Source organism: Microbulbifer pacificus (assembly GCF_002959965.1).
GTDB classification, from domain to species: Bacteria; Pseudomonadota; Gammaproteobacteria; order Pseudomonadales; family Cellvibrionaceae; genus Microbulbifer; species Microbulbifer pacificus_A.
Map to the genome: position 1 here is coordinate 1,048,308 of NZ_PREV01000027.1, position 15,892 is coordinate 1,064,199.

A 15,892-nucleotide genomic window follows, 5' to 3' on the forward strand; every position below is an offset into this window, starting at 1 on the left:
CGCCGCACCTATTGGCGCTCAGTGTTGCGCAATCGGCGCCGGTTACCTTGAATTTCTTTTCCATCGTGGGGGAATTGCCTATCATTCATGAATGGATAGTCAATTTCAGTCTCCAATTGTACGGACAGCTAAGGTCGGAAGTATGGATAAGGCAAAAGAGAAGGTTCAGCGTTTTCGGGCGCGGGAGCAGCGTATCCTGGATGCGGCGCTGGAGCTGCTCCTGGAGCACGGTGAAGAAAAAGTAACCGTTGAGCAGATCGCCGAGCGAGTAGATATCGGCAAAGGCACAATCTACAAGCATTTCATTTCAAAAACAGAGATTTACATGCGTTTGCTGATGGACTATGAGAAGTCCCTCACCGAACGTATCAAGGTCGCTGTGGCTACCGCCGAGCAGGGAGACATCACTGCACCGGCGCGGGCCTACTTCGAATCCCGTATGGCGGACCCGGGGCGCGATCGTCTGTTCCAGAGGCTGGAAGAGAAGATCATCGCCCTGAATCTGGCACCAGAGATGATTGCCGAGCTGCATGCACTGCGCAACTCCAATGCCTCCGCCCTGAACCGGGTATTTGAGCGACGCATGGAGCAGGGGGTCCTCAAGAAGGTTCCCGCCTATTACTACTATTCCACCTACTGGGCACTGGTCCAGGGTGCGGTAGAGCTCTATCACTCCAAGTCGTTCGCGGATGTGATCGAGGACCGGGCCGGCTTGATGGAGTTCATTATGGATGTGGGTGTCCATATTGGCGACATGTCGGGTCGCCGCGGTGCCGGTCAGTCTCAGGGGCAGGAGTCGTCCAACCAGAGTTCCCACAACCCCACATCAACCCCGGGAAGCAGCTTTGGCTGAGCCACTCTTCCAGCAGCTGGAGAAGCTGCAGCAGGAATTCCGCGGCCACCCACCGGTGGCCAGCTGGAACCCTGACCTGTGCGGGGATATGGACTTGGTAATCCAGTCTGACGGGCACTGGATTCATGAGGGAAGCGAAATCCAGCGCCAGCCGCTGGTTAACCTGTTCGCCAGTATCCTCAAGCGGGAAGGACGCCACTATTACCTGGTAACGCCGGTAGAGAAGTGGCGTATCCGTGTCGAGGATGTTCCTTTTTTGATCACTCAGGCGGCCCGCGACGGTGACCAGATTCTGTTGACCACCAACACCGGTGATGTCGTTCCTCTCGACAAATCCCATCCTCTACTGCTCAAACCATTCGGCGATCCGCCACTGCCTATTCCGTATGTGGACGTTCGCTCTGGACTTCAGGGGCGTATGTCCCGCGATGTGTACTATCAGCTGATCGATTGGGCGGAACCTCGCCAGCCCCAAGAGCCACCGGCTCGCCTCTGCCAGATGTGGCTGAAGAGCAATGGGGAAGAATTCCTGCTGGGCGAATACTGAGCGCCACTGTCTGGGTTCATAGAAATTCGGATTGGCTACAATCTGATCGCCAGAGATCTCTCTGAAATGTTTCAGAAATGTATGTGTCATTACATGGAAATAAATATTTCACATTGAAATATTTTTGAATTATTTCTCCCATTTTTTTCTTCGCGTCTTTCATTCGTAACATTTCCGCAACACTCCCTTTCTAGACTCCCCTTCGTCCAAATTGCTTTGGCTTAAAAAAATAGTCACGGATTAACTCACTTCATCCTTGTTAGGGGGATTCATGAAACTTGTATCCAACAAGCTGCTGCTGGCAGCTGCGATTTCTGCTTTGCTGGCTGGTTGTGATAGCGGTGGTATCAACATTGCTCCAGTTAACGAAGATAACTCAGTAGATAATTCTACCGGCGGTGGCAATGATGGTGGTGGTCAGAGCAATCCGTGCGCTTCTTACGAGAAAGCCGGTCAGGTAAAGCAGGGCGCATTCAGCTCAGCTACCGGGAACTGCACTTACAATGCCAGCTTTGTTGATTCCGGTAATCCGCTGACCGTTGACCTGGTAATCCCAGCTCTGGATAACGGTGGTGCCCACATTTTTGAAGGCAGCTTGTTCGTAGGGAACAATTACGATGACGATACTACTATGGCGGCTGCCGGTATCGCTGAAGGTGGCGATGGCGCCACACTGACGGTGCAAGCAGGCGCAACCGTAGCCTTCCCGAACAGCACCAAATTTATGGTAATCAACCGTGGTTCTCAGTTGTTTGCCGTTGGTACTGCTCAAGATCCTATCACCTTCACTTCCCTGTCGGATGTTGAAGGTACTGTTGGTCCTGAAGACGTACAGCAGTGGGGCGGTATGGTTATCAACGGTTTCGGTATCACAAACAAGTGCTCCTACGATGCCGAAATGAAAACCTCCGAATGTCACGTACTGGCTGAGGGTTCCGCCGGTAAAGACCAATCCAACTATGGCGGTGACAACAACGACGACAGCTCCGGTCAGATGGAGTTCGTTCGCGTCAAGCACACCGGTGCAGAAGTTGCTAACGGTGACGAACTGAACGGTATCAGCTTTGGTGGTGTTGGTGCCGGTACTATCGTTAAAAACCTGCAGGTTTACTCCACCTACGATGACGGCATTGAAATGTTCGGTGGTGCAGTAAGTTTTGAAAACTATGTTGCCCTGTATGTTCGCGACGACTCCATCGACATCGATGAGGGCTGGAGTGGTTCCATCACCAACGCTCTCGTGATTCAGAGTGAAACCGATGGCAACCACTGTATCGAATCCGATGGTATCGGTTCTTACGATGCGGCCAACGACTATTCTGCGCTGATTGCTGCCGGCCTGAACAGCCGCCCAGTAATTGACGGTCTGACCTGTATCATCTCGGGCGCTGGTGCGGACACCGTCACTCACGATCCGAGTGCTGGCTGGCGCTTCCGTGAAGGCATCTACCCGATGATTACCAACTCCATGGTTATCGGCTCTTTCAAGGTGGATGCTACAGGTGCTGACGGCAGCAACTACTGTCTGCGTGTAGAGAGCGACGAAACTATTGCTGCTCTGGAAGCGGGCACTGATGCTGCAATCACTTCCAATATTTTCGCGTGCACTGACAAAGCCAAAGGTGGACCGATTGGCGCCGACAGTCTGCAAGCGTGGGCGGAAGCTAACGGCAACGTATTTGCCAATGTTCCGGTCGACGCAGCTCTGAACCCGACTGCCGCAGCAGACACAGGTTTTCAGGTGCTGGAGGGTACTCCGTCCGTTTACTCTATCGCCACCGGCAGCATGATGGTGAACGATGCGGCCATCGCTATTACTCCGGTTGAGCGTGCATTCTTCGGCGCTTTGAGCGCAGGTGGAAGCGACTGGACTCAAGGTTGGACTTACGGTCTGCATGATGGCAGCCGCGCACAAGCTCTGTGGTTTGAACAGCAGTAAGTGCTGAATGGGATCGGGGGGAGACTCCCGATCTTGAAGGGCGCCGCCCTCAACAACTGGGGACGGCGCCCTGTTTGATTCTGATGGTTGAAATTGGTTGATCTAATTTTTGTTCAGAACAAACGGGCAGAACAACAAGCAGGAACGGTAAGAGGCCTGGGAAATGATTAAGCAAGAAAAATTTCAACGAGCGCCGCTGGTACTGGCTATCGCCACGGCCTCCGTCATTGCTCCGAATGTCTATGCACAAGTGGAGATGGATAACGTCTCTGCACCGCAAGCACAGCAAATTGAAGAAGTTATGGTTCAGGGGCGTCTCAAGGATTCAGCTGAAACGCTGGTCATGGAGCGTCTGGATGATGAGGTGGTTACCGATATTCTCGGTTCCGAAATGATTGGCCGTGTGGGTGACTCTACCGTAGCTGCAGCATTGCGCCGGGTGTCAGGCCTATCCCTGGTTAATGACAAATTCGTGTATGTCCGCGGTCTTGGTGAGCGCTACTCCAGTACTACTCTTAACGGCGCGACAGTACCATCACCGGATTTGACCCGAAATGTAATCCCACTCGATATTTTCCCGACGTCAGTAGTTGACTCTCTGGCGGTACAAAAGTCCTATTCTGCCGATCAGGCTGCGACGTTTGGTGGTGGTAATGTCGATATTCGCACCAAGAGTATTCCGGATTCGCTGACTTATTCCATTGAGCTGGGTAGCGGTACAAATACCGAAACAGACGGCAAGGTACTCAGCTATAGTGGTGGTGATGACGATAGTTTTGGTTCAGACGATGGTACCCGCGCGATGTCGTCGGAACTAAAAACGGCACTGCAGCGTTTTAAAGGTCGCTTGGGTGTTCAAGATATCCGCAAGGTACTTGAAGCTGAAGGTAATACTTATAATTCAGCGAGTGAAGCAATAGCGGCAGCTCAGCAACTAAATCGTGAGCTTGCTCTGAATCTGAATCGCGATATCGCTATCGTTGAAGAGTCCAGCAAACCAGATTTGGATGTAAAGGCTAGCGTTGGCAATAGTTTTGTGTTGAGCGACGACTGGGAAGTGGGCTTTCTGGCTGGCGGCTCTTATAAGAATCGTTGGCGTGAAGAGGAAACCATTAAGCGTGCCTATGGTTTTCCGGACGAACGTATCGATACCGAGAACACTTCTACTTACTCCGTCGATTTGAGTGCGAATATAAACATAGGTGTTCGGTACGCCGATGAGCAGGAAGTAACCTACACCAGCCTGTATCTGCGCAATACAGATGACGATTCCTCTATTCGCGATTACTTCAACGAAAACCGTGAAGTTTCTGATGGCCGCGGGTTCCGTGAATACACGCTCAAGTATGAAGAGCGTGACCTGATGTTAAATCAGATAAAGGGAAGCCATCAGACGGGGCCGGCCAGTAAGGGATTGGTACCCGGTGGTCTTCTGAACTGGACTCCCGATGATCTAGTCGTTGATTGGTTCTATTCTGATGCAACCGCGCAGACTGATATTCCCAATGAGGTGAGCATTCTTGCGGATACCAAAACCAACGCCAAGGGCGAAGTGGTTTCATCGGCGGTGAGTGCTGGCGTAAACAGCTCTGCGTTCCGATTTACAGAGTTGGAAGACCAGGTTGTTCACTACGGCTGGAGCGCTACCCTTCCGCTGGAGTTTTCTAGCTCTTCCCTTGAGTTGAGTGGCGGCTACGCCAGGACGGAAAAGGGGCGTAGCTACAAGCAGACTGAGTTCCGCTTGGGTGCCCTGAGTGTGGGTGATTCTGGTTCCCTCAGCGGCGGCTTGGATGAAGTGTTTGGTGATGAGCAAATCACTAATGCTGACAACAATTATGTGTTTGATCGAGCTGGATCTGATAATCAGAGCTATATCGCCGCTACCTTGACCGATGCTGCCTTTGGTAAAGTCGATTGGACCCTGAATGAGACTTGGCGTATTTCTGCAGGTGCCCGTTGGGAAGAGTACAACCAGGTTGCTCTTGATTGGAATCCCTACGGTTACACTTTGGACGATCCGCAAATTCCTAATGACCCGGAAGAACTTCTTGAGGCCACTTATGTAGAAGATGCAGTCTATCCGTCGCTGTCTCTCACCTACATGGGATCTTTGTGGGCTGATACTTTCCAGCTACGTTTCGGCGCAAGTAAAACTTCCGTTCGTCCGGATTTGCGTGAAATTACTGATGCGATCTACATTGACCCGATCACCGATGAGCAGATCAAGGGCAACCCGAATGCGCGTCCTTCCGAGATTACGAACTTTGATGTCCGTGCCGAGTGGTTTTTCGATAACGGGGATAACCTGACGCTGTCTGCCTATTACAAGGATATTCTGGACCCGATTGAGTTCTTCGAGCTCGCATCCAGTGACACCAATGTGGCACGCGAGATCATCAATGCGGAGTCTGGAGATATTACCGGTATTGAAATCGAGGGTCTGAAGTCTCTCGGATTCATGGGTGAATTCATGGATAGCTTTTTCCTGCAAGGCAACCTGACCTTGCAGGAAACAGAGTTGGTGGCTGGTTCCGGGGCCGATGCACCGACCAATCCGGTTCGTGAAATGACTGGCGCTTCAGATTATGTAGTGAACATGCTGGTTGGCTTCGATTCGCCGGATGGCAACCATTCTGCGACCTTGGGCTATAACGTGTTTGGTGATCGTCTGTACCTGGCTGGCCGTAATGGCGCGCCTGATGCCTACGAGCAGCCATTCCACTCTCTGGATCTGACCTATTCCTGGTATCCCACTTCGGAAATCACCATCAAGGCCAAGATGCAGAACCTGCTGGATGAAGCTATTGAGATTGAGCGTGCGGATGTGGTCGTGTTTGAAGAGAAACCTGGTCAGTCGTTCTCGCTGAGTGCGCAATACCAGTTCTAAAAACTTAAGAACATTCCTGGAAGTCCAATACCAACAGGGATCGCTTGGTAAGCCGGGTGCCGGGAAGGGCACCTGGCTTTTTTCGTTTGGACTGTGGCCTGGTGACATGGACAGATATGAAAAAGGGCACCATCGGTGCCCTTTCAAGTCTCGAGTACTGAAAAAATTACATATTCGGGTAGTTGGGGCCGCCGCCACCTTCCGGTGCGATCCAGACAATGTTCTGGGTCGGGTCTTTAATGTCGCAGGTTTTGCAGTGTACACAGTTCTGCGCATTGATCTGGAATCGCTTGCTGCCAGCTTCTTCGATTACCTCATATACGCCAGCCGGGCAGTAGCGCTGGGCGGGCTCGTCGTAGATGGGCAGGTTGTGATTCAGCGGAATGTCGCTGTCTTTCAATGTCAGGTGGCAGGGTTGGTCTTCCTCGTGGTTGGTGTTGGAAATAAACACCGAGGAGAGCTTGTCGAAGCTCAGCTTGCCATCCGGTTTGGGGTACTCGATTTTCTTGCAGTCGGCGGCGGGCTTCAGCTGCGCGTGGTCCGCCTTGCTGTCGCTCAGTGTCCAGGGCAGTTTGCCCTTGAACAGATTGATGTCGACGAAAGCGTAGGCGGAGCCGAGGATGTTGCCCCATTTGTGTTGCGCGGGCCCGAAGTTACGCTGCATGTGCAGTTCTTTCCAGGCCCAGCTGTTTTTGTAGCGTTCGCTGTAATCGGTAAGTTCGTCGCCAGCACGCTCTGCGGTCAGGGCTTCGGCTACGGATTCCGCGGCCAGCATGCCGGACTTCATCGCAGTGTGATTGCCCTTGATCTTGGCGAAGTTCAGGGTGCCGGCGTCGTCGCCGATCAGCAGGCCGCCGGGAAAGGTCATTTTGGGCTGGGATTGCAGGCCGCCTTTGACGATGGCGCGGGCACCGTAGGCTATGCGCTGGCCGCCCTCCAGGTACTGTTTGATCACCGGGTGGTGCTTGTAGCGCTGGAATTCATCAAACGGGCTGACATGCGGGTTGCTGTAGGAGAGGTCGGTGATCAGACCGACAACTACCTGATCGTCTTCCAGATGATAGAGGAAGCCACCACCGGCGGAGCCGGATTCATCCAGCGGCCAGCCGGCGGTGTGAACAACCAGACCCTGCTGGTGCCGAGAACTGTCGACTTTCCAGATTTCCTTGATGCCGATGCCGTAGTGCTGCGGGTCGCGGTTGGCGTCGAGGGAGAATTTGGCAATCAACTGTTTGCCCAGATGGCCGCGGCAGCCTTCGGCGAAGAGGGTGTATTTGGCGTGCAGTTCCATGCCGGGCATGTAGCTGTCTTTGTGTTCCCCATTCGCGCCGATACCCATGTCGCCGGTAGCGATGCCTTTGACCGAACCATCTTCGTTGTACAGCACCTCAGCGGCAGCGAAGCCTGGGAAAATTTCAACCCCGAGTGCTTCGGCCTGTTCCGCGAGCCAGCGGCACAGGTTGCCGAGGCTGATGATGTAGTTGCCTTCGTTGTGCATGGTGCTGGGCACCAGCATGCCAGGAACTTTGAGTGCTTTTTCGGGGCCGCGCAGAACGTAGATGTCGTCGCCGTTGACGGCGGTCTGCAGTGGTGCGCCGCGCTCTTTCCAATCCGGGAAGAGTTCATTGAGGGCCGTTGGTTCAAATACTGCGCCAGACAATATATGCGCACCAACTTCGGAGCCTTTTTCTACCACGCAGACAGAAATGTCTTCATTGATCTGGCGTAGCTTGCACGCAGCCGCAAGTCCGGCGGGGCCGGCACCTACGATCACTACGTCGTATTCCATTGACTCGCGTTCCACAGGTCACTCCTCAGCATATGTAGTTATTCAGCCGCCAAATTATGGCAGGCGATTTATAAGCTGGCGCATTATATCGGCGATTCAGTAACCCCACCAATTGCAGCATTTTTCAAATCCGCTGGCAAAATCAGCGCAAATTTGACGCCCTCATCCGGCGAAATACGCCCAAATTATGACCTGAAATTGATTCTGTGAATGGCTGCTAGGCTTAGTATTCCACTATTGATTTTGCCTGTTGAAAGGGCCAACATACACGCCGCTCAAACAACTGTTTGAACTTGCGGCTGGCTCGCAGGTGCCTGAAATTGCCCGCGTGGCGGGGATTTGGCAGAGCCGCCATCGTACTCGGCCGGGAGGCTGCCCGAGTTACCCATGTTGCGTCAGCGCTGTTTTGGCTGCCGGGTCGCAACTTCCAAGTAGACTACTGAGACGGGATTTTCATGAAAGTTCTTGTAGCTGTGAAACGCGTTGTGGATTACAACGTGAAAGTTCGCCCCAAGGCGGATGGTTCGGACGTGGACACCGCCAATGTGAAGATGTCCATCAACCCCTTTTGTGAAATCGCGGTTGAAGAAGCGGTTCGCCTCAAAGAAAAGGGTGTGGTCAGTGAAATCGTCGCTGTTTCCATGGGCCCCAAGCAGTGTCAGGAACAGATTCGCACGGCGCTGGCGCTGGGTGCTGACCGTGGCATTTTGGTTGAGACGGATGCCGAACTGCAGCCCCTGGCGGTGGCCAAGTGCCTGAAAGCGCTGGTGGAGAAGGAGGCCCCGCAACTGGTCATTCTGGGCAAGCAGTCCATCGACGGCGACAACAATCAGACCGGCCAGATGCTGGCTGCACTCACTGGTATGGGGCAGGGCACGTTTGCGTCCGAGGTCAATGTTGATGGCGGTTCGGTCAAGGTTACCCGTGAAATCGACGGCGGCCTGCAGACTGTTGAACTGAAACTGCCAGCGGTGGTTACCACCGACCTGCGCCTGAATGAGCCGCGCTACGCCTCCCTTCCGAACATCATGAAGGCCAAGAAAAAGCCCCTTGATACGACCACTCCGGATGAGCTGGGTGTGGATGTCGCCCCGCGCACCAAGACCCTGAAAGTCGAGCCGCCGGCGGAGCGCCAGGCAGGCATCAAGGTTGCGAACGTGGCAGAACTGGTGGAAAAACTGAAAAGTGAGGCGAAAGTAATCTGATGAGCATTCTTGTAATTGCAGAGCACGATAACGCCGAGCTGAAGGGCGCAACCCTTAACACCGTGGCTGCCGCCAAAGCTATCGGTGGTGATGTTGATGTATTGGTTGCCGGCAGTGGCTGTGGTGCGGTGGCCGAAGCCGCGGCCAAGGTCGAGGGTGTCAGCAAGGTTCTGGTGGCCGATAACGCCGCTTACGAGCACCAGCTGGCAGAAAATGTAGCCAAGCTGGTTGCCGATCTGGGTAAGAACTACAGCCATGTATTGGCTCCAGCCACTACCACGGGCAAAAACATGCTGCCGCGCGCCGCGGCGCTGCTTGATGTGCAGCCTCTGTCCGACATCATTGCGGTCGAGAGCCCGGATACCTTCAAGCGCCCGGTGTATGCCGGCAACGTGATTGCCACCGTGCAGAGCTCCGATGCTATTAAGGTCGCCTCTGTACGTACTACTGCGTTTGACCCGGTAGCGGCCGAGGGTGGCAGTGCTGCCGTTGAGTCTGTGGACATTGTCGACGACGCGGGCCTTTCCAAGTTTGTCGGTGAGGAGCTGGCAAAATCCGATCGTCCGGAACTCACCGCCGCGCGCGTGGTCATTTCTGGTGGTCGCGGCATGCAGAATGGCGATAACTTTGAACTTCTGTACAAGGTTGCCGACAAGCTGGGTGCGGCGGTTGGTGCATCCCGTGCTGCGGTGGACGCCGGCTTTGTGCCCAACGACATGCAGGTGGGGCAGACCGGTAAGATCGTCGCACCGGATCTGTACATTGCCGTCGGCATTTCCGGTGCTATTCAGCACCTGGCCGGTATGAAAGACTCCAAAGTGATTGTCGCCATCAACAAGGATGAAGAAGCGCCCATCTTCTCCGTGGCGGATTACGGTCTGGTGGCGGATCTGTTTGATGCGGTGCCGGAACTTGAAACAAAATTGTAACCGGTAGGCCATATACTGGGTTCAATGAAAGGGCGGCGTAAGCCGCCTTTTTTATTGGTGCGAATTGTGGGCGTGTGTCCGGCCAGAGTTGCCATTTGGTTGTTTTTTGTTCTTTCCTGGGCTGTAACATTGCCTTTCTCGGTTCAAGCCCCGAGAATAGGCGCCCGATAATGAAGAACGAACTGTCCGCACTACAGCAGATATCTATTAGAGACGGATTTGGTCATGTCTTTAGTGAAACGTACAATTACATCCGCCCTGCAGGGCCCCGCAAGTAGTGCCGCCAGTGCCGCTCGGCGCAGTTTGCTGGCAACGAGTGCAGTCGTCGGTGGTTGGCTCGCGATCAATCTGATGGCGTACGGTCATCTTGTGATGGCCGCTGATGCCGACAGTGGTTTACTGGCCGAACGCAGCACGCGTACCGTCGGGACCAATTCCGCTGTCTCTCTGCCGGCCACGGCGTTTTTCGGCGTCGCCCCGCTAAAAACCGAAGCTGCTCCGGAAATTGACCTCGCCAACATTCCCATCACCCAGTTGAATCTGGTACTTTCCGGCGTGCTCAGCAGCAGCGTCACCGATCGCGCCAGTGCGTTGGTGTCTGAACGCGGTAAGCCCGCCGAGCGGGTATATGTCGGGCACAAGCTTCCCGGTGGCGCAGAAGTCTATTCCGTGGAGGTCGATCATATTATCCTCCGTAGAAACGGACAGATGGAAAAGCTGACCTATCCGGATGCGGATGGCCGACCCACAGTTCCAAAACAGTATGCCAATTATGCGCGCCAGGCCGCCGAGGTCATCAGTGCCAATGCGGCGTCTGACCGGGCGGACAAGCAGCAGTCGATTCGCGAGCGTCTCGAGCAGCTGCGCGAAATGGCAAGAGAGCGGCAGGGGGCGCGGTCTGCGAACTGATTCCGCGTGAGCCCATGGGGGATTGGGCGCAATACTCAAGACCATCACTTAACTGAATAAATAAGAATTAGAGCCAGATTTATAATGATTCGCGTGTTTCACCGACGGCTGGTAGCAGTCGCCCTGGGTTGTGTTTTGTCGTTTTCGGTGCTGGCTCAGACGTCCGCGGAGAGGGTTCAACCAACTCCTGAGCGGGTTACGCTGTCGCTGGACAACGCCGACATTCGTGACCTCATAAACTGGGCAGCGGATTTCACCGGCAAGAACATCATTGTTCACCCGAACGTAAAAGGTAAGGTTACCGTGGTTGCCGGTGACCCCATGACCCATGAGCAGGCATTCGATGTGTTTATGTCGGTGCTCCAGGTCAACGGATTCAGCCTGGTGGAGCAGGGTGATGCCTGGAAAGTAGTGCCGGATGCGCTGGCCAAACAGCAGGCCATCCCGGTCGTCGATGACCTGACCCGGGCCCCCGGCGAGGCACTGGTTGTACGCACCGTTAAGGTCGAGAACATCTCCGCGGCGCAGTTGATCGCCATGCTGCGCCCGCTGATCCCCCAGACCGGCCACCTGGCCGCCTACGCCGATACCAACACCCTGATTGTTGCCGACCGCGCAGCCAACATCGAGCAGATCGTGCGTCTGATCAAGCAGCTGGACCGCGCCGGTGCTATCGACATTGAGCTGGTGCCGCTGGAGTTCGCTTCCGCAAAGGAGGTCAAGCAGGTCATCAATGAGCTGTTACAGGGCGGTGGCAAGCAGGCGGGCAGCGATGTCCAGCCACTGCGTATCGCCGTTGACGAGCGCTCCAACGCGATTCTCCTGACGGGCGATCCCGTTACTCGCCAACAACTCAAAAAAGTCATCGAGCGCCTGGACCAGCCGCTATCCGGTGAGGGCAATACCGCGGTGATTTACGTGCAGTACGCCAGCGCCGCGGACCTCAAGCCGATACTCGAAGGCATGAGCGGCAGTATTCAGAAGACAGAGAAAGATCAGCAGGTCGCGGATGTGGAAGTGAGCATCCAGGTGAACGAAGAGCTGAATGCGCTGGTGCTTACCGCACCTCCGTCTCTGTTGGAAACCATGAAAGGCGTGATTGCCAAACTGGACGTGCGCCGTGCGCAGGTGTTGATTGAGGCCATTATCGTCGAGGTGACTGAGGGCACCGGCAACCGCCTCGGGGTCAAATGGATTGCGGGCAACAACAACGATGTTTTCGCAGGCTTTGAAAATGATTTCGCGGAAACTCCGATCATTGACGATGACGGCAATGTACTCTCTGAATACAACCCGTTTTCCCTGTCGCCTCTGAATCTCGCGCGCCCTGGCCTTAACCTCGGTTTTCTCACCGGTACCGATGTGCGGGTAGCGATCAATGCCATGGCAAGCGAAAGCAATGCGAACATCCTGTCTACACCGACCATCATGGCGCTGGATAACGAAGAGGCGGAAATCCTCGTCGGCCAGAACGTGCCGTTTATTACCGGTGAGCAGCTGCTGTCAGGCAGCAACAATGATCCGTTTACCACCATTCAGCGTCAGGACGTGGGTACCACGCTGAAGGTGACGCCGCGAGTCAATAACAACAATTCCGTCACTCTGGAAATCGAACAGACGGTGGAAAATGTGCTGCCGTTTTCCGAAGGCGCTGCGGATATCGTTACCAGCAAACGCGAGATTCGTACCAAAGTGCTGATCGACGATGGCGCTATCCTGGTGCTGGGCGGTTTGATCGAAGACAAGGTCACGGAAATCAATGAGAAGGTGCCGCTGCTCGGCGATATTCCGGGCATCGGTCGTCTGTTCCGTAACTCGGATAAATCCGTCGACAAGACCAATCTGATGGTGTTCCTGCGTCCGCGCATTCTGAGCAACCAGGTTGCCGGTTATGAGGAAACCCGCCGTCGCTATCGCGACATGCAGGAGAAGCAGCTGCGACTGCGCGACACCACCAGCCGCGTATGGGACTGGAACCGCGGTGAGATTCTCCCGGATCTGCTCCCTCCCGCTGCCAGTATGGAGCAGCAGGAAGAAGTACCGCCCGTGGAGCCTGAGGACTTCAAATAATGGCGGTGCTCGCGGTGAAACGTCTGCCCTATGCCTTTGCCAAGCGTCATCAGGTGCTGTTGGCAGAGGTTGAGGGAACACCGGTGTTGCAGTATGTGGCACCTCTCAATCCCGGTGTGCTGGCGGAAGTGCAGCGGCTTTGCGAACTGCCGCTGGGGATTGCCGCGGTGGATCAGGAGAGTTTCCAGCAGTCTCTGCAGCGCCAGTATGAAAACCGCGAGGGTGGCAATCTTTCCGATGTGGAAAGCCTGGGCGACGATCTCGATCTCGCCGCCGTGGCGGACTCTCTGCCTGAAACCGAAGACCTTCTGGAGCAGGAAGACGACGCCCCCATCGTCAAGCTGATCAACGCCATTTTTGCCGAATCTCTGAAACAGGGGGCTTCGGATATCCATATCGAAACCTTTGAAAAGCGCCTTGTGGTGCGCTTCCGCGTTGACGGTGTTCTGCGCGAAGTCCTGCAGCCCCGCCGCGCCCTGGCACCGCTGCTGGTGTCCCGGATCAAGGTGATGGCGAAACTGGATATCGCGGAAAAGCGCGTACCCCAGGACGGACGGATTTCCCTGTTGATGGGGGGGCGTGAAGTGGATGTGCGGGTTTCCACCATGCCGTCTTCCGCCGGCGAGCGGGTGGTTATGCGTCTGCTGGACAAGCAGGCGGGCAAGATGGACATGCGCAATCTGGGTATGGCCGAGCGCGACCTCAAGGTGATGATGGATCTGCTGGGTCGCCCCCACGGTATTCTGCTGGTCACCGGTCCCACCGGCTCCGGTAAGACCACCACGCTTTACGCGGGCCTCGCCAGCATCAACAACCGCGAGAAGAATATCCTCACGGTGGAAGACCCGGTGGAGTACAACCTGGAAGGCGTCGGCCAGACTCAGGTGAACACCAAGGCGGATATGACCTTTGCCCGGGGGCTGCGTGCGATCCTGCGTCAGGACCCGGATGTGGTGATGGTGGGGGAAATCCGCGACCTCGAAACCATGCAAATCGCCATTCAGGCGAGTTTGACCGGTCACCTTGTGCTTTCCACCCTGCACACCAATACCGCACTGGGTGCAGTGACCCGTCTGGTGGATATGGGTATCGAACCCTTCCTGCTGTCGTCCAGTATCATCGGGGTGTTGGCGCAGCGACTGGTGCGGGTGCTCTGCCCGGATTGCCGCCAGCCCCACGCAGCGGATGCATTTGAGTGCCGTATGCTCGGGTTGGAAGAGGGGGCCGATGCCACCATCCACCGGCCCGGTGGCTGTGAGAAATGTAACCACACCGGATATCTTGGACGCGTCGGTATCTATGAGCTGGTGCCGGTGAATGAGAAGCTGCGCCAGATGATCCACGACCGCGCGTCGGAGAGCGCACTGGTTCAGGAGGCCCGCAAACTGGGGCCGAGTATTCGCGACGACGGTATGGCCAAAGTGTTGGCTGGAATCACTTCACTGGAAGAAGTACTACGGGTAACCCAGGAGTCCTGACATGGGTGCATTCGAGTACACCGCCCTCAACAGCGGCGGGCGCAAGAATCGCGGCACGCTGGAAGCGGACAGCGCCAAGGCTGCCCGTCAGCAGTTGCGGGCGAAAGGGCTGATTCCGCTGGAGGTCACCGCGGCCTCAGAGTCCTCTGGCGGTGCCGCCTCCGGCAGCCTGATCTCCGGCAGTCCCGGGTTGGGGATCAAGGCGCTCGCACTGCTGACGCGACAGATTGCCACGCTGCTGCGCGCCGGTATTCCCCTCGAAGAAACCCTCGGCGCAATCGCCAATCAGACCCGCAATCAGAAGGTGCGACGCATCGTACTTGCGGTGCGGGCCAAAGTGCTGGAGGGGCACAGTTTCGCACAGGCTCTGGGCAGCTTCCCTCGCGCATTTCCGAAACTTTACCGCGCTACCGTAGAAGCCGGAGAGCACTCCGGACACCTGGACGACGTGCTGGAGCGTCTCGGTGATTACACCGAAAACCAGCAGGTGTTCCGCCAGAAGGTACAGTTGGCGCTGATCTACCCTCTGGTGCTGGTGGTCATCTGTGTTCTGGTGGTTACCGGTTTGATGGTGTACGTGGTCCCGGATGTGATCGAGGCATTCACTGGTACCGGTCAGCAATTGCCGCTGGCCACCCGTATTCTCGTTGCCATCAGCGATTTCATTTCCGCCTGGGGTTGGATGATTCCGCCCGCAATTGTCCTGCTGGTGGTGTGCTGGATGCTGCTCTTGCGTCAGGATGGCTTCCGCTACCGCTTCCACCACCGGCTGCTGGACATGCCAGTGATCGGCTGGCTGGTGCGCGGTGGCCAGAGTGCGCGCTATGTGGGCACCCTGGCGATCCTGACCGGCAGCAGTGTGCCACTGGTGCAGGCCATGGGGATTGCCAGTGGTGTGATGAGCAACGATTACCTGAAGGAGCGCCTGCAGGTCGCGCAGAAGTTTGTGCGTGAGGGCGGTAGCCTGCGGCGGGCGTTGGAGGACGTGCAGTACTTCCCGCCGATGATGACCTACATGATCGCCAGCGGTGAGTCCTCCGGTACCCTCGACCAGATGCTCGTGCGGGCGGCGGAGAACCAGGAACGGGACCTGCAGGGGGCGGTGACGGCTTTTGTCAGCCTGTTCGAGCCCATCATGCTGCTGGTGATGGCGGGAATCGTACTGTTTATCGTGATGGCCATCATGATGCCGATCATGAGCATGAATCAGCTGGTGGTCTGACGGTCACCAGATCTGTTCAAAAGACGAACAATGCGGCAAAGTACACGGCCTGCTGGCCAATCTC

Annotated in this window: 11 protein-coding genes; 10 read left to right on the forward strand and 1 reads right to left on the reverse strand. The window is 55.7% G+C overall.

The window, feature by feature from the left end:
* The first annotated feature begins 142 nt into the window (after positions 1-142).
* From C3938_RS15235 to C3938_RS15250, 4 genes are all read left to right on the forward strand, one after another.
* The gene (locus tag C3938_RS15235) at positions 143-853 is read left to right on the forward strand and encodes a TetR/AcrR family transcriptional regulator (protein WP_233998942.1); all 711 of its coding nucleotides are present in this window, start codon (positions 143-145) and stop codon (positions 851-853) included.
* The gene (locus tag C3938_RS15240) at positions 846-1,400 is read left to right on the forward strand and encodes a DUF1285 domain-containing protein (RefSeq protein ID WP_105104082.1); all 555 of its coding nucleotides are present in this window, start codon (positions 846-848) and stop codon (positions 1,398-1,400) included. Before C3938_RS15235 ends, C3938_RS15240 begins: the two co-directional genes overlap by 8 nt.
* 271 nt (positions 1,401-1,671) lie before the next feature.
* Positions 1,672-3,339: a serine/threonine protein kinase gene (locus C3938_RS15245; protein WP_105104083.1), complete on the forward strand. Its 1,668-nt coding sequence runs from the start codon at positions 1,672-1,674 to the stop codon at positions 3,337-3,339.
* A gap of 163 nt (positions 3,340-3,502) precedes the next feature.
* Complete coding sequence (locus C3938_RS15250; RefSeq protein WP_105104084.1) at positions 3,503-6,226, forward strand: TonB-dependent receptor domain-containing protein; 2,724 nt, start codon at positions 3,503-3,505, stop codon at positions 6,224-6,226.
* A 166-nt stretch (positions 6,227-6,392) separates the two neighbouring features.
* On the opposite strand, the gene C3938_RS15255 is transcribed toward C3938_RS15250, so the two are convergent.
* Positions 6,393-8,030 (reverse strand): electron transfer flavoprotein-ubiquinone oxidoreductase, encoded by a 1,638-nt coding sequence (locus tag C3938_RS15255; RefSeq protein ID WP_105104085.1) that lies wholly within the window; start codon positions 8,028-8,030, stop codon positions 6,393-6,395.
* A gap of 440 nt (positions 8,031-8,470) precedes the next feature.
* Between C3938_RS15255 and C3938_RS15260 the strand changes: the two genes are divergently transcribed.
* The 6 genes from C3938_RS15260 to gspF all read left to right on the forward strand — a co-directional run bounded on the left by C3938_RS15260 (position 8,471) and on the right by gspF (position 15,828).
* Complete coding sequence (locus tag C3938_RS15260) at positions 8,471-9,220, forward strand: electron transfer flavoprotein subunit beta/FixA family protein (RefSeq protein ID WP_105104086.1); 750 nt, start codon at positions 8,471-8,473, stop codon at positions 9,218-9,220.
* Positions 9,220-10,149: an electron transfer flavoprotein subunit alpha/FixB family protein gene (locus tag C3938_RS15265; RefSeq protein WP_105104087.1), complete on the forward strand. Its 930-nt coding sequence runs from the start codon at positions 9,220-9,222 to the stop codon at positions 10,147-10,149. The genes C3938_RS15260 and C3938_RS15265 overlap by 1 nt, the downstream gene beginning before the upstream one ends.
* Before the next feature lie 225 nt (positions 10,150-10,374).
* On the forward strand, positions 10,375-11,058 hold the full coding sequence (locus C3938_RS15270) for a type II secretion system protein N (RefSeq protein WP_105104088.1): 684 nt from the start codon (positions 10,375-10,377) through the stop codon (positions 11,056-11,058).
* A gap of 84 nt (positions 11,059-11,142) precedes the next feature.
* Entirely contained in the window at positions 11,143-13,128 is a 1,986-nt protein-coding gene (gene gspD, locus C3938_RS15275; RefSeq protein WP_105104089.1) for a type II secretion system secretin GspD, read from the forward strand.
* Positions 13,128-14,606 carry a type II secretion system ATPase GspE gene (gspE, locus tag C3938_RS15280; RefSeq protein ID WP_105104090.1) on the forward strand — a complete coding sequence of 493 codons (1,479 nt, stop codon included), beginning with the start codon at positions 13,128-13,130 and terminating at the stop codon, positions 14,604-14,606. Before gspD ends, gspE begins: the two co-directional genes overlap by 1 nt.
* A gap of 1 nt (position 14,607) precedes the next feature.
* The gene (gspF, locus tag C3938_RS15285) at positions 14,608-15,828 is read left to right on the forward strand and encodes a type II secretion system inner membrane protein GspF (protein WP_105104091.1); all 1,221 of its coding nucleotides are present in this window, start codon (positions 14,608-14,610) and stop codon (positions 15,826-15,828) included.
* Positions 15,829-15,892: the final 64 nt, after the last annotated feature.